Source organism: Asticcacaulis solisilvae (genome assembly GCF_017875235.1).
GTDB classification, from domain to species: domain Bacteria; phylum Pseudomonadota; class Alphaproteobacteria; order Caulobacterales; family Caulobacteraceae; genus Asticcacaulis; species Asticcacaulis solisilvae_A.
Genome location: NZ_JAGGMI010000002.1, coordinates 563,074 through 584,212, shown reverse-complemented (window position 1 = coordinate 584,212; position 21,139 = coordinate 563,074). Strand labels below are relative to the sequence as shown.

Below are 21,139 nucleotides of genomic sequence, written 5' to 3'. Positions count from 1 at the left end.
TTAAAGCTTGACCTCGTAAGCGGCCTCTGTGAGGGCCGCTACTTCATCGAGCGTCACGCCGGGCGCCAGTTCGGTGAGGACCAGGCCGGAGCCGTCCGGCTTGACCTCGAACACACCTAAAGTCGAGATGATCAGGTTGACCACGCGCGTGCCGGTCAGCGGCAGGGTGCAGGCCTTGAGCACTTTCGATTCGCCGTGCTTGTTGGCGTGTTCCATGACGACGACGACGCGCTTGACGCCGGCCACCAGGTCCATGGCGCCGCCCATGCCCTTGACCAGCTTGCCCGGGATCATCCAGTTGGCGATGTCGCCGTTTTCGGCCACTTCCATGGCGCCGAGGATAGTCAGGTCGATATGGCCGCCGCGGATCATCGCGAAGCTGTCCGACGACGAGAAGAAAGCCGTCTCGGGCAGCGCCGTAACCGTCTGCTTGCCGGCATTGATCAAGTCGGGGTCGACTTCGTCGTCGTACGGGAAGGGGCCCATGCCCAGCATGCCGTTTTCCGACTGGAAGGTAACCGTCATGCCTTCGGGGATGTGGTTGGCGACCAGGGTCGGGATACCGATGCCGAGATTGACGTAGAAGCCGTCCTTCAGTTCTTTCGAAGCGCGAAGGGCAAGATCATCGCGGGTCCACATCAGATGGTCTCCTTCTGGCGGACAGTCCGCTGCTCGATACGTTTCTCAAATGTGCCCTGGACGATGCGGTCGATATAGATGCCGGGCGTGTGGATATGGTCGGGATCGAGCGAGCCGACAGGCACGATCTCCTCGACCTCGGCGACGCAGACCTTGCCGGCCGTGGCCATCATCGGATTGAAGTTGCGCGCCGTCTTGCGGAAGATCAGGTTGCCGCGCGCGTCGCCCTTCCAGGCTTTGACGATGGAGAGGTCCGCGACAAGGCCGGTTTCCAGTACATAATCGCGGTCACCAAAGCGCTTGATGTCCTTGCCTTCGGCGACGACCGTGCCGACGCCGGTCGCGGTATAGAAGCCGGGAATGCCAGCGCCGCCGGCGCGGATACGTTCAGCCAAGGTGCCTTGCGGATTGAACTCCAGCTCCAACTCGCCGGCCAGGAATTGCCGCTCGAACTCCTTGTTCTCGCCGACATAGGAACTGATCATCTTCTTGATCTGGCGCGTGGTCAGAAGCTGGCCCAGGCCGAAGCCGTCGACGCCGGCATTGTTGGAAATGACCGTCAGGCCGGTGACGCCCGAGTCGCGCAATGCCGCGATCAGGTTTTCGGGGATGCCGCACAGGCCGAAGCCGCCGGACATGACGGTCATGCCATCAAACGTCAGGCCTTCGAGCGCGGTCCTGACGTCGGGCCATACCTTGGAAATGGGTTTGAAATCGGTGTCGGGCATATCAATCTCCAATGCACGATTTGAGGCACCTAAGCCGAAACCGATACCCCTGTCACGCGATAATTGCTGCGTTGCAGCGGTTATTGCAGAAGGGGTTTGAGCGGCGCGTCCGGATCGGCCAGGATAGCGATATCTAGGCCGGTCTTCCCTTTTGAAATCAGCAGCTTGGCCGCCATGAAATCGGCAGGTCGCGTAACGCATTCGGCTGAGCGCAGGCGGCCGTCGCCATCGATATGGAAGACGCTGAAGGTGCCGGAGGCAGGATTGCCACGAAGGACTGGCGTCGTGCCCGGTACACCCAGGCCGGCGATCTGGAGCTTGTGATCGTATTGATCCGACCAGAACCATGGCGTTTCGACCACAGGCGGCTTGAAGCCGGTAATGGCAGCGGCCGCCTGCTTGGCCTGTTCCAGCGCGTTGGGCACGCTTTCGAGCCGGAACCGGCCGTCATAGAAGGGCAGGGTGCGTGAGGTCACGTCGCCGATGGCGAAGATGGTCGGATCAGAGGTGCGCGCCTGTTCGTCAACGATGATGCCGTTGCCGGTCTCAAGCCCGGCAGCAACCGCCAGGTCGTCAGCCGGTAAGGCGCCGATGCCGACCAGCAGCAGATCAAAGGCGTGCCGTGAACCATCGGCCAGATGGACGATCTTCTTGTCGCCATCGCCAAGGCTCAGTTCGCTGACATGGGCGCCGGTGACCAGGTTGACGCCGTGGGCGGTATGGGTCGATGTAAAGAAGCTGGACAACGTTTCGGACGCCACCCGCGCCAGGATGCGGGATTCGCGCTCGAAGACCGTGACCTCGCAACCGAGGTAGCGCGCGGAAGCGGCGACTTCGAGACCGACATAACCGGCGCCGATCAGGCCGATGCGATGGCCGGGCGCCAGGACCGATTTCAGCCGTTCGGCGTCGTCAAGCGTCCGTAGCAGGTGGTGCGGGACGTGTTCGACGCCCTTGGCCGGGAAAGGACGCGCCTTGGATCCGGCGGCAATGATCAGGTGGTCATAGGCAATGTGGTCGCCGGATGCGACGGTGACGATCTTTGCGGCGCGATCGATAGCGTAGCAACGTGTGTTTAAACGTGCTGTAACGCGCTGATCGGCATAAAAATTTTCGCCGCGCAGATAGAGGTCTTCCAGAGACGCCTCGCCCTTCAGCCAAGCCTTGGACAGGGGCGGGCGCTGATATGGCAGGTAGGGCTCTTCGCCGATGAGCGTAATGTCGCCTTCGAAACCGTACTGGCGCAGAAAACCTGCCGCCGCCCCGCCGGCATGGCCGGCGCCGATGATGACCACTCCGGCCATGTCAGACGCCTTCCGGCACCGGCAGGTGATTCTGCAGGCAGAAAGCCTTCAGCGTATTGTTGAGCAGGCAGGCGATGGTCATCGGGCCGACACCTTTCGGCACCGGAGTGATGGCCAGCGCGCGGCCCTTGGCGGCGTCGAAATCGACGTCGCCGACGACCTTCGATTTGGGGCCTTCCGGGGTATCGACTGTGATGCGGTTGATACCGACGTCGATCACATAGGCGCCGTCCTTGATCCAATCGCCCTGAACAAACTGCGCGCGGCCGACGGCGGCCACCAGGATATCGGCGGAGCGGCAGACCTCGGCGAGGTTGTTCGTCTTCGAATGGGCGATGGTGACCGTGCAGTCCTGGGCCAGCAACAACTGCGCCATCGGCTTGCCGACGATGTTCGAGCGGCCGACGATGACGGCGTTCTTGCCGGCCAAGGTATCTCCGTACTTTGCCGCGGCATCCTTCAGCAGCATCAGCGAACCCAGGGGCGTGCACGGCACGATGCCGTCGAGGCCGACGGCCAGCTTGCCGGCATTGGAAATGTGGAAGCCGTCGACATCCTTCATCGGATCGATGGCGTCGATGACCTTCAGAGATGACATATGCTTAGGCAGGGGCAACTGGACCAGGATGCCGTTGACCACGGGATCGTGGTTCAGTTCGGCAATCAGCGTGAGCAGTTCCGATTCGGACGTGCTGTCGGGCAGGCGAATGGTGCGCGATTCCATGCCGATCGCCTTGGTCTGTTCGCCCTTGTTCTTGACGTAGAGTTGACTGGCCGGATCTTCGCCGACAATGACGACGACCAGGCAGGGCGGCGTCGGGTGCTGGCCCTTGAGCGTGGCGACGTGGGTGGCCAGACGTTCGCGCAAAGAGGCCGCATAACCGGCGCCGTCAATGATATGGCCGCGATTGTGGATAAGGTTGGAAAGGGCGGACATCTGTCCTCCTTGAAGTCAGAGACGGGGCAGGGCTTCGAGCAGGGCTTCGACCAGAGGCCGGAGCGTGTGACTGAGAGGCGCTGCGATGTCGGCGTCATACAGGTGAGGCGCCGCCATGTTCAAGTAGGTGTCCTGAACAATTTCGATCTGGACGGCGTGGATGCCTTGTGCGGGCTGGCCGTAGTGGCGGGTGGTGTAGCCGCCCTTGAAGCGGCCATCAATGACGTGACTGTAACGGCCTTCGGCGTCGCCCCATAGGCGGATGATTTCGGCCACGGCAGGCGAGGCGGAACGGCCGTCGTTCAGGCCGAAGTTGAGGTCGGGCAAGCGGCCTTCGAACAGGTCGGGGATGGATGGCCGGATCGAATGGGCGTCGATCAAAAGCGCGTAGCCGTGGCGGGCGACGGCGGCGTCGAGCGTGGCCCTCAGTTGGTCGTGATAGGGCCGCCAGTAGACGTCGCGTCGTCGGATAACCTCGCCGGCATCGGGCGTGGTGTGGGCGTAGATCGGGCGGCGGTCGAAATCGCTCAACGGGCAGAGATCGGTTTCGAACTTGCCGGGATAGAGGCTGGCATTATCTGGCGCGCGGTTGAGATCGATGACGTAGCGCGAATGGGTGGCGAACAGGGTCGAAGCGCCAAGGTCGCGCGCGAAATCGAACAGGCGGTGGACGTGGTAGTCGGTCTCATGAACGCCCAGGCCCGTCGCATTGAACTGGCCGGTCAAGTATGGGGGGATATGGGTGCCGACATGCGGCGCTGACACGACAAGCGGTCCCAACCCTTCGACAAAGTCGAACAGGGCGATTTCATCCGTGATCTGACGGTGGGCCTGCATGGTTGCCATTGAGACGATTGCGCGACTGTCTGTCAATCACTGCTTTTGCCAGACGCGGACATAATCGATTTCCATGCGGGCAGGGAAGGCAGAGTCGTCGATGCCCTGTTGACCGCCCCAGGCACCGCCGATCGCGACATTGAGTAACAGATATTCAGGCCCGTCATAGGGCCAGGTCTTCCAGTCCGCATCCTTGGGTTTGTCCAGGCGATAGAAGGGCTTGCCGTCGACCAGCCAGGTCAGGCTTTCGGGCCGCCAGTCGAGCTGATAGTTATGAAACGCGCTGCATAGCGTCTTGATTTCGATCTCGCCGCCCTTGGGCGATTGTGTGTCGACTGAGTGCCGCGAATGCGCGGTGCCGTAAATCGTCGTTGGCTTGAATCCCACGGATTCCATAATGTCGATTTCGCCGGTATCTGGCCACTGGCCTGTGCCCAGCATCCAGATGGCCGGCCAGTGACCGCGTCCGCACGGCAGTTTGGCGCGAATATCGAAGAAGCCGTAGGTCCATTCGGCCCGGCCACGTGTGATAAGCCTTGCCGACGAGTACTTTTGGCCGCCGAAGTCGGCAAAACTCGACAGGTCTTCGCGGCGCGCTTCGATGATTAGCTTGCCGTCCTCGATGCGGCTGTTTTCGGGACGGGCAAAGCCATAGTACTGCGCTTCCTTGTTCCACCAGCCGGCTTTGTTGCGGTCGGTGTCGTAGTCCCACTTGCTCGGATCGGGCAGGATGCCTTTGTCGAACTCATCCGACCAGACCAGTTGATAGTCGTTGCCGGGTGTGGCCGACGGCGGTGTCGTGGGCGCAGGCGTGGCTTCAGTCTGGGCGAACCAAACCGCGCCGCCGGCACAGGCCGTCAAAATTCCTGCGCCCGCGATGATCCAATGCCTTGTCATGTCCGCCACCCTGCTTAGATTGGCGAATCATAAGGCGCGGACACCGGCTTGCCAAGCGGCGTCATCCGAAACGAGGCGAAATGGATATCAAGCTTCTCACCATCACCTTCGTCTTCCTGATGGCGGGATGCCTGATCGTGCCCCTGGCCCAGCGCTTCCGCTTAGGCTCGGTGCTGGGCTACCTGATCGCCGGTATCGCCATAGCCCCTTTGGCGCGCACGGTCATCGGCGTCGATGCCGAAGGGATCATGCACTTCGCCGAAATCGGCGTCATCATGATGATGTTCCTGATCGGCATGGAGCTGGAACCCGCCGTCCTGTGGCGCCTGAGAAAATCGATCATTGGATTGGGTGGCTTGCAGGTGACCCTGACCTCGGCGGCCTTGATGGCGGCCGGCTTCATGATGGGGCAGACCTGGCAGGCGTCGCTTGCCATCGGCATGGCCTTGTCGCTGTCGTCGACCGCACTGGTCATGCAGATGCTCAACGAGAAGAATCTCACCCATACCCTGGTCGGCGAAACCTCGTTTTCGGTTCTGCTGTTCCAGGACATTGCGGTCATCCCGATCCTGATCATCATCCCCTTGCTGGCCGTCGGCACCGGCGGCGCCGTCCCCGCCGAGAGCCACAGCCTGATCGCCCACTGGCCGGTCTGGCTGCAGCCGCTGGCGGTGGTGGCGGTTATCGCCGGGGTGATCCTGGCCGGGCGCTACCTGTCGCGCTATGTCTTCCTGGCCATCGCCAAGGCCAACCTGCGCGAAGTCTTCACTGCCATTTCGCTGGCCATCGTCATCGGTGTGACCATCCTGATGGAGCTGATCGGCATGTCGCCGGCGCTCGGCGCCTTCATCGCCGGCGTGGTCCTGGCCAGTTCGCAGTACCGCCGCACCATCGAGACCGACATCGAACCCTTCAAGGGTTTGTTGCTGGGCCTGTTCTTCATCTCGGTCGGCATGGGCATGGATTTCAGCGTGCTGATGCGCCACCCACTTGCCATGTTGGGCGCGGTGATCGGGCTGATGACCGTCAAGGGGCTGATTCTCTACGTCCTCGGCAGCCGGTTCGGCGTGACCGGCGCGCAAGGCATTGGCCTGGCGATCGGCCTGGCGCAGGGCGGCGAGTTCGCCTTCGTCCTGCTGCAACTGATCGGCGGGCTGAACATCATCGATGCCGAGGCGCAGAAGTTCCTGATCCTGCTGGTGGCGCTGTCGATCGGCTTTACTCCGATCCTGGTCGCGCTGTTCAGCCGCTTTGTCATGCCGCGCTTCGTCAGCCAACTGCCCGAGCGCGCTTTCGACGTCATCGACGAAACCAACCCGGTGATCATCGCGGGCTTTGGCCGCTTCGGCCAGGTCGTCGGCCGTTTCCTGCTGTCGCAAGGGGTGGCCGTGACCGTCCTGGAAAAGAACCCGGACCAGGTCGAAACCGTCGGCCGGTTTGGCTTCAAGGCCTATTTCGGCGACGCCACGCGCATGGACCTGTTGCATAGCGCGGGGATCAGGGAGGCGCGGATGCTGATCGTGGCGGTGGACGATGCCGACGCCGCAGTCGACATCGTCCGCCAGGCCAAGGAGCACTATCCGAGGCTGCTGGTTTTTGCCCGCGCGCGCAATCGGCGTCACGCCTACGACCTGCACAAGGCGGGTGTAGACGCCTACCACCGTGAGATGCTAGATGCCTCGCTGGCCCTGGCGCGCGAGGCCATGGTGGCGTTGGGCCGGGACGCCGCCGAGGTCGAGCGCAAGGCGGCCAAGTTCCTGGCGCACGATATCCAGACGCTGAAAACGTCGTTCGAGTTCTTTGAAAGCGAACCGGAACTGATCAATTTCGCCAAGCTGAGCCGGGAGGAACTGGAGCGTATCCTGCGCGAAGACAAGCAGGATGGCGAGGCGCAGGAAGCTTCGAATTGAATTCTGACACGCCGGAAGTTTAGGCCTGCGACAAGGGGCGCTTCCGGAGATGTCAAAATGCGTCGTTACGCCTATGGTTGGATTACCCTTATCTTTTTCCTCGTGTCGATGGTCGGGCACTGGGTATTCGGCTGGTTCGCCTATCTCGATGAGGCCAAGAGCCACGCCGAAGCACCGGAGGTGATGGCCTATCTGATCGAGATGGGGCGGGATACCTTTGAAAACTGGCAGTCGGAATTCCTGCAACTGATCTGGCAGGTCGTGGGGCTGGCCTATTTCCTCTATGTCGGCTCGCCGTCGTCGAAGGAGAATGACGACCGCACCGAGGCCAAGCTGGACGCGCTGCTGGAACTGGTCGGCGGCGACAAGGGTAAGGACCTGATCAAGCGGATCGACGAAAGCCATTACCGCTATGCCGGCCATGCCGACCCGCACCGCGTTCCGCCCTACGACCCGGTTGAACGGGATATCAAGGAAGGGTCTTGAGGCGGTTGCGGGAGGTATCGCTATTGCGTCGCGCTACGCTCCCGCCGCCAGAATGTCAGGGTCAGAACCAGACATAGCAGGGCGCCGCCCCAGAGGCTGCGCAGGTTCAAAGCGGTGAAAGCGGCGGCGCCGAGACAGGCGCCGGCCACAAGTCCAGCCCAGAGAAAGAAATAAGGTTGCCATGCCCTGTCCTTTTCGCCGAGCAGGTAGCCCGCGAGCCGTTGCCCCAGCTTGACCAGCGCGCCTGTCATGTAGGTCACGCCGATGGTGACCTCGCCTTCGCGCACAAAGATATTGTTGGCCGCGCCCATGGCGATGGCCATGAGCGACACCGCGAGGACGCCAGCACCGGCCTCATGGGCGAGTGTTGCGGCGCATAGGGCCGCCGACATGAAGACAAGGACCGAAGTCGAAGGCGTGCGCGTGATGTAATGGCGAATGGCGCGACCCAGCATGACACCAAGCACAAACAGGGCGATAATCCCCAGCGGAATCAGCGCGACCTTCCATGAGGCTCCGTGGATCAGGTCGACCGCGGACCGCGTGGAATTGCCGCTCATGAAGGATACGAAGTAGCCGCCAAGGCTTAAGAATCCCAGCGCGTCGATATAGCCCGCGAGCAGTGCGAGCCCAACGGCTATTCCCTGAGATGTCCGGTCATGGGCGTGCATCGAAGGCGCGGATCTTCCTTGATATGGCGCCATGGGTGGATTCACAGCGAGTCCCGCATGATTTGCATAGGACCTGGCGTTTGCGCAACGGTATGGCACGTGCGCCTAACCACGATGTGCGCCCTGATCGGTGTTGAATGTCAGTTCGCCTGCCACGGATCGTGCAAGGTCAAGGGCAGGACTTCAAAATCCTTGGTTTTGCGTGTTGCAAGCCTGGCGCGCGCAACTGCGGCAATTCCGGCGATCATCATATCGGACGGATTTGACGGATGCCCTGCTGCGTCACGGGCGCCGCGCACCTTTGCGCCCCGCGGAGGTTCGAGCGAGGCGAGCCAACCGCGAGCGAAAGGCTGGAGCGCAGCGACTAGACCATGATGCGTTTAGGTCGAACCACCATCATGCTCTAGGTTTTTGTTTTATCGCGATATTTAGCCAAAAACCGCTGCACACTTTTTGGCATATCGCTCTAGCAACCAAGCGGGAGCGCAGGCTGCGCGCCGCCAAGGGCCTTTGGCCCTGAGCGCCAAAAACAAATTCATTTTTCGAAGAAAAATGGTGGACGCGACAGGGATTGAACCTGTGACCCTTCGCGTGTGAAGCGAATGCTCTCCCGCTGAGCTACGCGTCCGAACCATGGGGAGGCGCGGTATTAGCCCGCCTCAACGATGTGCGCAAGAGGCGGATGACTATTTTATCACCGTCTTTATGGCCTCGATCAGCGCGTCGTAATGATCGATCAGGACATCGCAGTCCAGTTCCTGGATCGGGCGCTCGCTATAGCCGAAGCTGACGAGGATGGATGGGACGCCAGCGTTGCGCGAAGTCATGAAGTCGGTCTCGGAATCGCCGACGAGGATGGTCTTTGTGATGTCGCCGCCGATATCATCGACGCAGGCCTGCAGGTGTCCGGCGTCAGGCTTCTTGTTGGGCACGCTGTCGGCGCCGCGGATCGAACCGAAGCGGTCGTGCAGGCCTAAACGCTTCAGAAGCTCGACCGACAGATAGGTATGCTTGTTGGTGCAGACGGCCAGCTTGGCGCCGGCCGCCGACAGGGTGTCGAGCGCATCGACAACACCGTCAAACGGCCTTGAGAAGGCGTCGATATGGGTTTCGTAGTGCTTGAGCAGGCGGTCGAGCAGCGGCTGTTCCTGTTCGGGCGTTAGCGGATGGCCGGCCAGTGCAAAGCCACGCCGCAGAAGTTCCAGCGCGCCACGGCCGATCAGCGGGCGGGCTTCATCGAGATGGTAGGGTTTGATCTCTTCTTCGCGCAGGACCAGGTTCAGCGCGCCAATGATGTCAGGCGCTGTGTCAACGAGCGTGCCGTCGAGGTCGAATGCGATGATATAGCCGTTGAGATCCATAATTTTCCTGAGCCTGAACAGTTTGCCGTCGAAATCGCCTTCGCTTTGGGCTAAATCGGCGCAATCCGCAATTGAAGAGTCGCTGATATGGCTGAAAATACCGCCGGTTCCCACGCTCGCCGCGCCGCCGTCATCCTGGCCGCGGGGCAGGGGACGCGGATGAAGTCGCCGCTGCCAAAGGTGCTGCACCGGATTGGCGGCCGCACCATGCTCGACCGGGCGATCGATGCGGCATTCGACGTCGGTTGCGAGCGCGTGATCGTCGTGGTCGGCAACCATTCGCCGTCCGTCCGCGCCACGGCCGAAAAGCGTGTCGGCGCAGAAAACATCGTCGTTCAGGATCCGCCCCAGGGCACCGGCCACGCCGTCAACTGCGCGCGCGCGGCGCTGAAGGATTTCGACGGCACGGTCATCGTCACCTATGGCGACAGTCCGCTGATGGCGGCGAAGGTTCTGGAGCCGGTCTTGGTGCTGGCCGCCGCCGCCGACCTGGCGGTGCTGGGTTTCGTCGCCGAGGACCCCGGCGCCTATGGCCGGCTAGTGCTGGACGGCGACCGGTTGAACGAGATCGTCGAAGCGCGCGAGGCCTCAAAAGAGCAGTTCGCCATCAAGGCTTGCAACTCGGGTGTCCTGGCCTGCGACCGTGAATTGTTGTTCTCGCTGCTGTCCGAAGTGAAGAACGAGAACTCCAAGCACGAATATTACCTGACCGATATCGTCGGGCTGGCGCGGGCGCGTAATCTGCAACCGCGCGTCACCATGGCGATGGAAACCGAGGTGCTGGGCGCCAACAGCCAGGCGGAACTGGCCGTCATCGAGCGCGTCTGGCAGGACAGCGCGCGCAAGGCCTTCATGGAAAACGGCGTGCATATGCCGGCGCCGGAAACCGTCTTCTTCAGCTATGACACCCAGATCGAGCCGGGTGTGACGATCGAACCCAACGTCGTGTTCGCCGAAGGTGTTTCGGTGGCTTCGGGCGCGGTTATACGGGCCTTTTCGCATCTCGAAGGCGCGAAGGTGGGGCCGGGCGCTTTGATCGGTCCCTATGCCCGCTTGCGGCCGGGTGCGGACATTGGCAAGGACGCTCATATCGGCAACTTCGTCGAAGTCAAAAACGTCACGATCGGTGAGGGCGCCAAGGCCAATCACCTGTCATACCTTGGCGATGGCAGTGTCGGCGCCGGCAGCAACATCGGCGCAGGCACCATCTTCTGTAATTACGACGGCTATTTCAAATACAAGACCGTAATCGGTGAGCGCGCCTTTATAGGTTCGAACTCCGCGTTGGTCGCGCCGGTGACAGTTGGCGATGGCGCGATGACGGCCTCGGGCTCGGTCATCACGCGCGACGTGCCGGCCGACGCTCTGGCTTTCGGCCGCGCGCAACAGACCGACAAGCCGGGCTGGGCGAAGGCCTTCCGTGACACAAAATCCGCCGAAAAGGCAGCGAGCAAGACATGACGGCAGACGAACAAAAAGAAGCGGTGGGCGAAGCGGCCCTCCAGTATGTCAAGGACGGCATGAAAGTCGGTCTCGGCACAGGCTCGACGGCCGCCTATTTCGTCAAGGCGATTGCCCGTGAAGTGAAGGCCGGGAAGAAACTGACCCTGGTCTCGACCTCGGTGCAGACGACGCAACTGGCGCAGAGCCTGGGCCTGACCATCCTCGATATCAACGATGTCGGCACGCTTGATGTCTGCGTCGACGGCGCGGACGAGATCGGTGAGGGCCTTGCGCTGATCAAGGGCGGCGGCGGTGCCTTGCTGCGCGAAAAGCTGATCTGGGAACAGGCTAAGACTTGCGTGGTCATCGCCGACGCCGGTAAGCATGTCGCGACGCTTGGCAAGTTTCCGCTGCCGGTCGAGGTCGAGCCGTTTGCCTACAAGGGCACGGTCAACCGGATCGGCGACGTCTTGCAGGAATTCGACATCGCCATGATGCCGGTAATGCGCAAGCGGGACGGCAAGCCCTTCCTGACCGATGGCGGCAACCTGATCTTCGATATTGCTTGCGGGCGGGTCGAGGAGCCGGCGGCCCTGGCCAACGCCCTGAAGTCGCTGACTGGCGTCGTCGACCACGGCTTCTTCCTCGACCTGGCCGAAGTCGCGCTCCTGGGTACCGAAAACGGCGTGAAGACCATATATCCGTAAGAGGATCATGCGCCGGGGCGCGAAGGGCTGAATGTAATGGCTGAGTACGATTACGATCTGTTTGTCATCGGGGCGGGATCCGGGGGCGTGCGCGCCGCCAGGCTGGCGGCCAATCTGGGCCTGAAGGTCGCGGTCGCCGAAGAAGACCGGCCGGGTGGCACCTGCGTGCTGCGCGGCTGCGTCCCCAAGAAGTTCATGGTCTATGCGTCTGAAGTGCCCGAGCAGGTGGAGTACGCGCGTGGCTTCGGCTGGGATGTCGAACTCGGCGCCTTCGATTGGCCGAAGTACCGCAACCACCAGGAAGCCGAACTGACGCGCCTGTCAGGCATCTATGGTTCGAACCTGGCCCGTGCCGGCGCCGAGATCATCGCCGCCCACGCCAGCTTCAAGGACGAACACACCATCGCGATGAACACCCACGCCGGTGAGTATCGCGAAGTGACGGCGAAGACCATCCTGATCGCGGTCGGCGGGTGGCCCTTCCTGCCGCAGCACTGTCCGGGCGTCGCCGAACACGCCCTGACGTCGAACGATATGTTCAAGCTGCCGAAGCTGCCTAAGCGCATGGTCATTGTTGGCGGCGGTTATATCGCGGTCGAGTTCGCCGGCGTCATGCACGGTCTCGGCGTCGAGGTGACGCTGATGTACCGTGGCGAGAAGATCCTGCGCGGCTTCGATAGCGAGGTCCGCGATCACCTGACCGCCGAGATGCGCCTGCGCGGCATCAACATCATGTGTCAGGTGGATCCGATCAAGCTGCACAAGGAAGGCGACGAAATCGTCGTTCATCTCAACAACGGCGAATTCTTCCGCACCGAGCAGATCATGTACGCTTCGGGCCGCAAGCCGAAGACCGAGGGCCTGAACCTGGCAGCGCTCGACATCACGCCCGACGTTCACGGCGCAATTCCCGTCGATGCGTTTTCGCGCACCAAGCATCCGCACATCTACGCCATCGGCGATGTCACCAACCGGCTGAACCTGACGCCGGTGGCCATCCGCGAAGCCGTCGCCTTTGTGGAAACGGCCTTCAAGGACAATCCGACCGCCTACGACTATGAGAATGTGCCGACGGCCGTCTTCTCACAGCCGCAGATCGGCACGGTGGGCCTGAGCGAAGACCAGGCCAAGGAAAAGGGCATCAAGTTCGACGTCTATGCGACGAAGTTCCGCATGATGAAGACGGCCTTCACTGGCGGTGAAAGCCGCGTGTTGATGAAGCTGATCGTTGACGCTGAGAGCGATGTCGTGCTGGGGTGCCACATTATCGGCGGCGATGCCGGTGAAGTCATCCAGCTGGCAGGCATTGCCGTCAAGGCGAAGCTGACCAAGGCGCAGTGGGATGCCACCTGCGCCGTCCATCCGACCGCTGCCGAAGAACTCGTGACCATCAAGGATAAGCGCCTATGAGCGTTCTTGGGACCTTGCCGCCCAAACTGGCTGACTTTTGGCAGAAATTCCGCGCCGGCTATGCCGAAGGCGTCCTGGTCAACTTCTTCATCTGGTTTGTCGTGTTTGCCTATTTCGCGCCGTCGGGCGTCATCCCGGCGGCGATGTTTATCGCGGGCCTGTGCAGCCTCGGCTACCTGTCACTGAAAAAGGGAGCCGCGATTCACAGCTTCTGGCCGGTGGCTGGGTTAACCCTGGCTATCCTGGTGTTCGCCTTTCTGCGGTCGGACTTTGTCGACCTGCTGCTGGCGGGCAAGAGCCTGGGCGACGCCTACTGGACGTCGACGCGCTACTTCCAGGCGCCGTTGATCAGCTGGTTCACGACCTGGGCCTTCATCTTTGTCGCCTGGCGGGTGAGTACAGCCCGGGGGCAGCGCGTCGCCGTCTTCATCGCCTGGATATTTATCGGTTTGGTCGCCATACAGCTTCTTGACTGCCTGGGCAACCTGGCCATGCGCAACGGTATGAACCAGCGTTTTTTCGGCAATGCCCGGCCGGAAATGCTGATCGTCGAAAGCTCGAATCTGAACCTGGTCCTGCTGATGCTGTTCTGGCCGCTGGCCTTCCTGGCCATGCAGCGGCGGTGGATCGCAGGCGTGGGCGCTGCCGTGGTGGCTATTGTACTGGGCGGCTTTGTCGTCGACAGCAATGCCCACATCGTCGTCCTGGCGGTCAGCGCCGTTGCCTTCTTTGCCGCCCGCTACTGGCCGGCGGGGTTGACGCGCAAGGCCATCCTGCCGGAGCGCGTGGCGGCGGTGATCGCGGGCATAGTCGTCCTGGGTTTTCCGCTGTTGATTCAATGGCTGGTCACAACCGGCCTGGCGACGCAGATCCACGACCGTGTGCCGCGTTCCTGGGCGCACCGGATCGAAATCTGGACCTATGCGCTCGAACGCTCGCTGGAAAAGCCGGTATGGGGCTGGGGCTACGAAGCGACGCGCTATTTCGAGCCGATCATTCCGCTGCATCCGCACAACATGTCGCTCCAAGCCTGGCTGGAGCTGGGCATACCGGGCCTGTTGCTGCTGGCGGCCATGTGGGGGAGCATCTTCTGGTTCATGGCGCCGAAGAATGCGACGGCCGTGTCCCAAAGCAACGGGTTCGTCGAGTTGTCGGCGATTTCCAGCGGTGCGGTCGAAGAGCTGACGGCCGAACAGAAGGCGCGGCCGTACATGCTGGCCGCCGCCACCGCCTATTTCACCCTCAACACCCTGAGCTATGGCATGTGGAAGGCGTGGCTGATCTGCCTGGGCGCAATGGTGCTGGTGGTGGCCATACTGGTGATCAAGGCCGTAAAACAGGATGGGATAGTTGCTGTTACAACTATAAGGCCGTGACTTTACAGCATTTTTCAGTAGAGCCTGAAAATATTGCTCGACTGGCCCGTTGAGTTTGCAGCGCGAAGCGTTTAAATACCGTCCATGAGCAAAGTATGGTCCCCCAAAGACTGGCGTTCCAAGCCAGCCCTGCACATTCCGAACGATTACCCGGATGCGCAGGCCCTGAGTGATGCCGAAGACGAACTGACGCGCCTGCCGCCTCTGGTCTTCGCCGGTGAAGCGCGTCGCCTGACCGCCGCGCTCGGCAATGTCGCCAACGGCAATGGTTTCCTGTTGCAAGGCGGCGATTGCGCCGAAAGCTTCAAGGAATTTTCGGCCGACAATATCCGCGATACCTTCCGTCTGATCCTTCAGATGGCGGTCGTGCTGACCTTTGCCGGCGGCCGTCCGGTGGTCAAGGTTGGCCGTATCGCCGGCCAGTTCGGCAAGCCGCGCTCGTCGCCTGTCGAAACGATCGACGGCGTAACGCTTCCCAGCTATCGCGGCGACAATATCAACGGCATGGACTTCACGCCGGAGTCGCGCCTGCCGGACCCGCAGCGCCTCATCAAGGGCTACCATCAGTCGTCGGCGACGCTGAACCTTTTGCGCGCCTTCGCGAACGGTGGCTATGCCGACCTGTACAACATTCACAAGTGGACGCTGGGCTTCGTGTCGTCTCCGCAGGGCGAGCGTTATCGCGCCCTGGCCGAAAAGATCTCAGAAACCCTGAGCTTCATGTCCGCCATCGGTGTGACGCCGGAAAGCCACCCGCAGATCCGCCAGGTCGATGTCTTCACCAGCCATGAAGCGCTGCTGCTGAACTTCGAACAGGCGATGACCCGCGTCGATTCCACCACGGGCGACTGGTACGACACCTCGGCGCACATGCTGTGGATCGGCGAGCGCACGCGTCAGCTTGACGGCGCCCACGTTGACTTCATGAAGGGCATCAACAACCCGATCGGCGTCAAGTGCGGTCCGACGCTCGAGCCCGACGAGCTGCTGCGCCTGATCGACACGCTGAACCCCAACGCCATCCCGGGGCGCCTGACCCTGATCGGCCGTTTCGGTTCGGACAAGATCGCTGAGCGCCTGCCCAGGCTGATGGCGGCGACGCACAAGCACGGCGTGCCGGTGGTGTGGTCGATCGACCCCATGCACGGCAATGTCGTCAAGGCGGCCAATGGCTACAAGACGCGGCCCTTCGACCGCATCCTGTCGGAAGTCCGCTCGTTCGTCGATATCGCGGCGTCCGAAGGCGTTCACCCGGGTGGCATGCACCTGGAAATGACGGGGCAGAACGTCACCGAATGCACCGGCGGCGCGTTTGCTCTTTCCGAAGAGGACCTGCAGGACCGCTACCACACGCACTGCGATCCGCGTCTCAACGCTGACCAGGCGCTGGAACTCAGCTTCCTCGTCGCCGAGCGGCTGCATGCGCTGAAAGACAAGTCGGTCAAGGCAGCCTAAGACGCCTTTACCGCACTGAGAAACCATGTAAGTCTCCGATGAAACTTTCATCGGGGGCTTTCATGCATTTTGGCGCCAGTATTTTCGCTCTTGCCGCGTTGGCTTTTTCTTCTGCTGCCGTGGCGGAGACGCCCAAGCCGCCGGTAGCGGAGAAGCGGGCCTTCGTCGTCACCTCGCCACATGGCGCCAAGCGCGACGACGAATATTACTGGCTGCGCGACGATGCGCGCAAAGACCCGGCCATGCTTGATTACCTCAAGGCTGAGAACGCCTATACCGACGCCATGGTCGCGGCCAATGGGCCACTGCGCGATACGATCTACAAGGAGATCACCGGCCGGCTGGCGCCCGATGATGTCAGCGTGCCCTATCGCAAGAACGGCTATTGGTATTATTCGCGCTTTGAAGCCGGCAAGAACTATCCCGTCGGCGCCCGCCGCAAGGGTGAGATGACGGCACCCGAGGAGATCATCTTCGACCAGAACGCCATGGCCGAAGGCAAGGGCTTCTTTCGTATCGGCGCTTCCGAAGTGAGTCCGGATAACGCTAAGGTTGCCTGGATGGAGGACACGGTCGGTCGCGGCCAGTATGTGTTGAAGGTCAAGGATTTGAGCACCGGCACGGTCACTGAAACGGGCGTTACCAATATCCAGGGTCTTGTGTGGGCCGACGACAACAAGACCATCTTCTATGTCGACAAGGATCCGGTGACCCTGCTGTCCAAGCGTATCAAGTCGCACGTGCTGGGCCAGGCGCCGGCGACGGACAAGCTGGTCTATGAGGAGGCAGATGACAGCTTCTACGTCTCGGTGATGAAGACGACCTCGGATAAATATATCTGCATCTACTTGCACTCGACGGTTTCCGAAGAACAGCGCTGTGCTCCGGCCGACGGCGGCGATTTCAAGCTGATCGCCCCACGCGAACGCGATCACCTCTATCGCGCCGACCACGTCAATGGCCGCTGGGTCATTCAGACAAACTGGCAGGCCAAAAACCACCGCATCGTTACCCTGGCCGATGACAAGCCCTTGGGCGATCGCAGCCTGTGGGCCGATCTGGTGCCGGCCAGCAAGGATTACTTCATCGAGGACTTCCGGCCGTTCAAGGGCTTTGTCGCCATTGAGGAGCGGGTCGGAGGCAATAAGCGCCTGCGCGTTCTGGATTCGGCTGGCAAGTCGATGCCGGTCGCCAGCGACGAGCCGGCCTATGTAATGGGCTTCGGGACCAATGAAGAGGCAGACACCGATTGGCTGCGCTATACCTACGGCTCACTCACCACGCCAGAGACCGTCTACGAGACCAATGTAAAGACGGGCGAGCGCCGTACGCTCAAGGTCCAGCCGGTGCCGGGCTATGACGCATCGAAATACGCCACCGAGCGCGTCTGGGTGACAGCGCGCGATGGCGTCAAGGTGCCGGTGTCGGTGGCCTATCGCAAAGGCTTCAAAAAGGACGGCAAGGCCGCACTCTTCCAATACGGCTACGGCTCTTATGGTTCGTCTTCCGATCCGATCTTCCGCCAGACCTGGGTCAGCCTGATGGATCGCGGCATGGTCGTGGCCATCGCTCATATTCGCGGCGGTCAGGAGATGGGCCGCGACTGGTACGACGGCGGCCGGCTGATGAATAAGACAAACAGCTTCACCGACTTCATCGATGTGACGCGCGGGCTGGTGGCCCAGAAATACGCTGCCAAGGACCGCGTCTCGGCTAATGGTGGTTCGGCGGGCGGCCTGCTGATGGGCGGCATCATGAACATGGCGCCGCAGGACTATAGTGTCATCGTCACACGCGTGCCGTTTGTCGATGTCGTGACAACCATGCTCGACGCCAGCATTCCTTTGACAACCAACGAATATGACGAGTGGGGCAATCCGGAGCAGAAGGCCTTCTACGACTACATGCTGAGCTATTCGCCCTACGACAACATCAAGGCGCAGGCCTATCCGGCGACCTATGTCTCGACCGGCCTGTGGGACAGCCAGGTGCAGTACTATGAGCCGGCCAAGTGGGTGGCGCGTCTGCGGGCAAAGAAGACCGACAGCAATCCCTTGCTGTTCCGGGTCAACATGGAGGCCGGCCACGGCGGCAAGTCGGGCCGCTACCGCGCCTACGAAGAGCAGGCGGAATATATTGCCTTCCTGCTGAAAGAGCTGAAGGCCGAAACGTTGCTGCCGTAACCTGTCGGTTGCTCGGGCGAGGGAACTCCGGTACAGGAGGCTCCATGTTGCGATTGAGATCACAATTGACCCCTGAGACAAGGGCGGCTTATGCCGCCCTTTACCGTCTGTCGTGGCCGGTCGTCCTGTCACGCCTGGGCTTCATGCTGATGGGGCTGATGGACACGCTGGTGGTCGGACATTTTTCGTCGGCGGAGTTGGGGTTTCACTCTCTGGCCTGGGCGCCGACGAGCATCTTTCTGGTGACCTCGATCGGCCTGCTGGTCGGCATCCAGGTCAAGACCGCCCATTTCGTCGGCGGCGACGAGCAGCACCGTATCGGCGGAACCTTTCAGCGCGGCATGGTCTATGCCCTTATCCTGGGCGTGGGTTCGATGATCCTGCTGCTCCTGGCTGGCCCATCCATGCTGAAGGCCACCGTCAAGTCAGGGATCGCGACGGGCGCCGCCGGACCACTGCTGGTCTTTGCGCTCAGCATGCCGTTTTACATGGTGGCGGTCGCCGTTTCCGAATTTCTCGAAGGATTAGGCAGGACGCGGCCGGGCATGGTTTTCACCTGGGCCGGCAATGTCGTCAATGTCGCACTCCTGCTGGTGCTGGTGCCGGGCATCGTCCGGCTACCGGGGATCGACAGTGACGGCGCCATGGGGGCGGCCATTTCGACGCTCGTTGCGCGCGGTCTGGTGACTTTGGGGCTAGTCGTCTACCTGTTCACGTTGAAGGAGGTAAAGCCGCTGCGACTGCTGGACCGCCACGCGCCCGACCCGCAGGGCGCGCGTGAGCAGCGTCAGATCGGCTACGCCGCCGGCGCATCCTACTTCATCGAAGTTGCTGCCTTTGCCGGCATGACGGTCTTTGCCGGCCGGATGTCCGAAGAGGCGGTCGCCGTCTGGGCGATCGTGCTCAACTTCGCCAGCATCGTCTTCATGGTGCCCATGGGGCTGGCCATTGGCTGCTCGGTCCTGGTCGGCCGGGCCTACGGCGCCGATGATCCGCGTGGCATTGCGCGCACGGGCCGGGTGAGTTTTATCTCGGCGGCCGCCTTCATGATGGCGGTCTGCGTTACCGTGCTGATCGGATCGCAATGGCTGGCGGCCGGCTATACATCGGAAGCGGCCTTGCGCACCGGCGTCCAGGCCGCGCTGTTGCTGGCGTGCCTGTTCTTCATTCCGGACGGCATACAGGTCGTGGCGGCCCAGGCCCTGCGCGCGCGTCAGGACGTGCTGGTGGCGCCGGTGCTGCACTACATCTCCTACGGCCTGATCATGCTGCCGCTGGGCTACCTGTTCTCGCTGCATTTCGGCATTGGGGTGCCAGGGCTTATCTATGCTTGCGCGATAGCGAGCTGGATGTCGGCCACTCTGCTGGTGGCGCGATTTATGTGGCTGGATCGCAAGGCCGCGCGGCGCAATAATTCTGACATTTCAGAAGTAATTTGATTCTAGAAATTCAGAATTGAATAAGCTTGCGGCCGTACAGGATGGCCGCCGAACCGATCAGGCAAAGCACCAGTCCGCCGGCATCCCAGGCGTCGGGTGGCTGTTTTTCGACCCACCACATCCAGGAAAGCGACGCCGCGATATAGATGGCGCCGTAAGCGGCATAGGCGCGTCCGGCGGCGGTGCTGTCGACCAGTGTCAAGAGCCAGGCGAACAGGCAGAGCGACAGCGCACCCGGCGCCAGCCACCAGGCCGGCTTGCCGAGCTTGAGCACGGCCCACAGGCTGTAGCAGCCGGCGATTTCGGCGATGGCGGCGAGGAGATAGACGGCGAAGCTTTTCATGCCGTCACGGTAAGCGATATGGCAAAAAGTGTGCAGCGGTTTTTGGCTAAATATCGCGACCAAATAGAATCTGCCTGTTCAGACGCCGAGAATCCAACCTTCCTCGGTGGCGGCGATGTCGGCGTCGGCCTTACCCAGGTCCTTGGGTGCACCGAACAGGGCGGCCAATTCGCCCTTGTCGTCCTTGTCGGCCAGCGCTTCGGCCGTCAAGCGCACCTGGACGGCGTCCTTGACTTCGCCGGACGCGCCTTCGCCTTCGAAAAGAGGTGGGTAGACTTCGGCGACTATCGTCTTGATGCCCTCCAGCGAGTCTTCCGTCAGAGCGCCGAATCCGGTTTCGAAGGGCCACAGCCGCGCGGTTTCACCCAACGTATCCATGACCGACTTGGTCGCCGTGATGCCCAACATGGCCTGGCCGCCGACCACGCCGGCGCCGTGCATCTGCCACAGGCTTTTCGGCTGGGCGGTCTTTTTCACCTGTTTACGCGCCGCGTCCTCGGTCAGGCGGAATTCGGGAAAATCGCCAAACGAGTCGGGCTTCAACGTCGACAACCACTTCTGCGCGGCGTTCTTGGGACAGCCCCAGAATGGCCAGGCCTCGTCGGTCATCAGCCGGTTCATCTTGGCGGCGACCTGAAAGCGGTTATTGCTGTTGTCAGCCTTGTCGACGACGTTCTGGACAAGAAAGGTGCGCATGGCCTGCCACGGCGTTCCCTTGAGTTCGAGGCGGCTGACCGTGCCGCGCGGAAAGCCGAGCGCGAACGCCACGCCCAGCAGAATGCGGTCGCCGCGCTTGTGGAGGTCGGCCAGGATGGAGCGCAGCAGGGTGAGGGCTTCGGCGCGCGTCGCCGGATTATGCGTCTCGTAGGACAGACGGAAACGCACGTCGCGTTTCATGACGCCGATCCATACCGAGGACTCGCCCGTTTTCTTGCCTTCGGCGGCACTGTAGTCGACAATCACATAAGCGCCGAAAAGACGTTTCACGGCAGTCTCCAAAATAGCGTCCGGAA

19 protein-coding genes and 1 tRNA gene are annotated in these 21,139 nt (G+C 61.8%); 9 read left to right on the top strand and 11 right to left on the bottom strand.

Going from position 1 to position 21,139, the window contains the following annotated elements; translation table 11 throughout:
- From J2X24_RS05910 to J2X24_RS05885, 6 genes are all read right to left on the bottom strand, one after another.
- Positions 1-642, bottom strand: a complete 642-nt coding sequence (locus J2X24_RS05910) for a 3-oxoacid CoA-transferase subunit B (RefSeq protein ID WP_281064929.1) — start codon at positions 640-642, stop codon at positions 1-3.
- Positions 639-1,367 carry a CoA transferase subunit A gene (locus J2X24_RS05905; protein ID WP_245344458.1) on the bottom strand — a complete coding sequence of 243 codons (729 nt, stop codon included), beginning with the start codon at positions 1,365-1,367 and terminating at the stop codon, positions 639-641. Before J2X24_RS05905 ends, J2X24_RS05910 begins: the two co-directional genes overlap by 4 nt.
- 80 nt (positions 1,368-1,447) lie before the next feature.
- Positions 1,448-2,671 carry an NAD(P)/FAD-dependent oxidoreductase gene (locus J2X24_RS05900; protein WP_209717988.1) on the bottom strand — a complete coding sequence of 408 codons (1,224 nt, stop codon included), beginning with the start codon at positions 2,669-2,671 and terminating at the stop codon, positions 1,448-1,450.
- Position 2,672: 1 nt separating this feature from the next.
- Positions 2,673-3,608 carry a bifunctional 5,10-methylenetetrahydrofolate dehydrogenase/5,10-methenyltetrahydrofolate cyclohydrolase gene (locus tag J2X24_RS05895; RefSeq protein WP_209717985.1) on the bottom strand — a complete coding sequence of 312 codons (936 nt, stop codon included), beginning with the start codon at positions 3,606-3,608 and terminating at the stop codon, positions 2,673-2,675.
- Between the two features lie 15 nt (positions 3,609-3,623).
- A complete protein-coding gene (gene hutG, locus J2X24_RS05890; RefSeq protein ID WP_245344457.1) occupies positions 3,624-4,454 on the bottom strand; it encodes an N-formylglutamate deformylase in 831 nt (276 codons plus the stop codon).
- Between the two features lie 27 nt (positions 4,455-4,481).
- Complete coding sequence (locus tag J2X24_RS05885) at positions 4,482-5,342, bottom strand: glycoside hydrolase family 16 protein (RefSeq protein ID WP_209717982.1); 861 nt, start codon at positions 5,340-5,342, stop codon at positions 4,482-4,484.
- An 80-nt stretch (positions 5,343-5,422) separates the two neighbouring features.
- Between J2X24_RS05885 and J2X24_RS05880 the strand changes: the two genes are divergently transcribed.
- Both J2X24_RS05880 and J2X24_RS05875 read left to right on the top strand, forming a co-directional pair.
- Complete coding sequence (locus tag J2X24_RS05880; RefSeq protein ID WP_209717980.1) at positions 5,423-7,252, top strand: monovalent cation:proton antiporter-2 (CPA2) family protein; 1,830 nt, start codon at positions 5,423-5,425, stop codon at positions 7,250-7,252.
- A gap of 57 nt (positions 7,253-7,309) precedes the next feature.
- The gene (locus J2X24_RS05875; protein ID WP_209717977.1) at positions 7,310-7,738 is read left to right on the top strand and encodes a DUF6766 family protein; all 429 of its coding nucleotides are present in this window, start codon (positions 7,310-7,312) and stop codon (positions 7,736-7,738) included.
- 20 nt (positions 7,739-7,758) lie between these two features.
- Here the strand turns inward: J2X24_RS05875 and J2X24_RS05870 are convergent, their stop codons facing one another.
- The 3 genes from J2X24_RS05870 to J2X24_RS05860 form a co-directional block, all read right to left on the bottom strand.
- Positions 7,759-8,409, bottom strand: a complete 651-nt coding sequence (locus J2X24_RS05870) for a YoaK family protein (RefSeq protein ID WP_209717975.1) — start codon at positions 8,407-8,409, stop codon at positions 7,759-7,761.
- Positions 8,410-8,962: 553 nt separating this feature from the next.
- A tRNA-Val gene (locus J2X24_RS05865) sits at positions 8,963-9,037 on the bottom strand.
- Between the two features lie 58 nt (positions 9,038-9,095).
- Positions 9,096-9,770 (bottom strand): HAD-IA family hydrolase, encoded by a 675-nt coding sequence (locus J2X24_RS05860; RefSeq protein ID WP_209717972.1) that lies wholly within the window; start codon positions 9,768-9,770, stop codon positions 9,096-9,098.
- Positions 9,771-9,857: 87 nt separating this feature from the next.
- Between J2X24_RS05860 and glmU the strand changes: the two genes are divergently transcribed.
- The 7 genes from glmU to J2X24_RS05825 all read left to right on the top strand — a co-directional run bounded on the left by glmU (position 9,858) and on the right by J2X24_RS05825 (position 19,783).
- Positions 9,858-11,231, top strand: a complete 1,374-nt coding sequence (gene glmU, locus J2X24_RS05855; RefSeq protein ID WP_209717969.1) for a bifunctional UDP-N-acetylglucosamine diphosphorylase/glucosamine-1-phosphate N-acetyltransferase GlmU — start codon at positions 9,858-9,860, stop codon at positions 11,229-11,231.
- Complete coding sequence (gene rpiA, locus J2X24_RS05850) at positions 11,228-11,920, top strand: ribose-5-phosphate isomerase RpiA (protein WP_209717965.1); 693 nt, start codon at positions 11,228-11,230, stop codon at positions 11,918-11,920. The genes glmU and rpiA overlap by 4 nt, the downstream gene beginning before the upstream one ends.
- Before the next feature lie 36 nt (positions 11,921-11,956).
- On the top strand, positions 11,957-13,330 hold the full coding sequence (gene gorA, locus J2X24_RS05845) for a glutathione-disulfide reductase (RefSeq protein WP_209717962.1): 1,374 nt from the start codon (positions 11,957-11,959) through the stop codon (positions 13,328-13,330).
- Positions 13,327-14,706, top strand: a complete 1,380-nt coding sequence (locus J2X24_RS05840) for an O-antigen ligase family protein (protein WP_209717959.1) — start codon at positions 13,327-13,329, stop codon at positions 14,704-14,706. Before gorA ends, J2X24_RS05840 begins: the two co-directional genes overlap by 4 nt.
- An 84-nt stretch (positions 14,707-14,790) precedes the next feature.
- Entirely contained in the window at positions 14,791-16,161 is a 1,371-nt protein-coding gene (locus J2X24_RS05835; protein WP_209717955.1) for a class II 3-deoxy-7-phosphoheptulonate synthase, read from the top strand.
- Between the two features lie 62 nt (positions 16,162-16,223).
- On the top strand, positions 16,224-18,344 hold the full coding sequence (locus J2X24_RS05830; protein WP_209717952.1) for a S9 family peptidase: 2,121 nt from the start codon (positions 16,224-16,226) through the stop codon (positions 18,342-18,344).
- 65 nt (positions 18,345-18,409) lie between these two features.
- Positions 18,410-19,783: an MATE family efflux transporter gene (locus J2X24_RS05825; protein WP_245344456.1), complete on the top strand. Its 1,374-nt coding sequence runs from the start codon at positions 18,410-18,412 to the stop codon at positions 19,781-19,783.
- Positions 19,784-19,793: 10 nt separating this feature from the next.
- Here the strand turns inward: J2X24_RS05825 and J2X24_RS05820 are convergent, their stop codons facing one another.
- Positions 19,794-20,126 carry a YnfA family protein gene (locus J2X24_RS05820; protein WP_209717948.1) on the bottom strand — a complete coding sequence of 111 codons (333 nt, stop codon included), beginning with the start codon at positions 20,124-20,126 and terminating at the stop codon, positions 19,794-19,796.
- A gap of 78 nt (positions 20,127-20,204) precedes the next feature.
- Positions 20,205-21,113 carry a cobalamin biosynthesis protein CbiG gene (locus J2X24_RS05815; RefSeq protein ID WP_209717946.1) on the bottom strand — a complete coding sequence of 303 codons (909 nt, stop codon included), beginning with the start codon at positions 21,111-21,113 and terminating at the stop codon, positions 20,205-20,207.
- Positions 21,114-21,139: the final 26 nt, after the last annotated feature.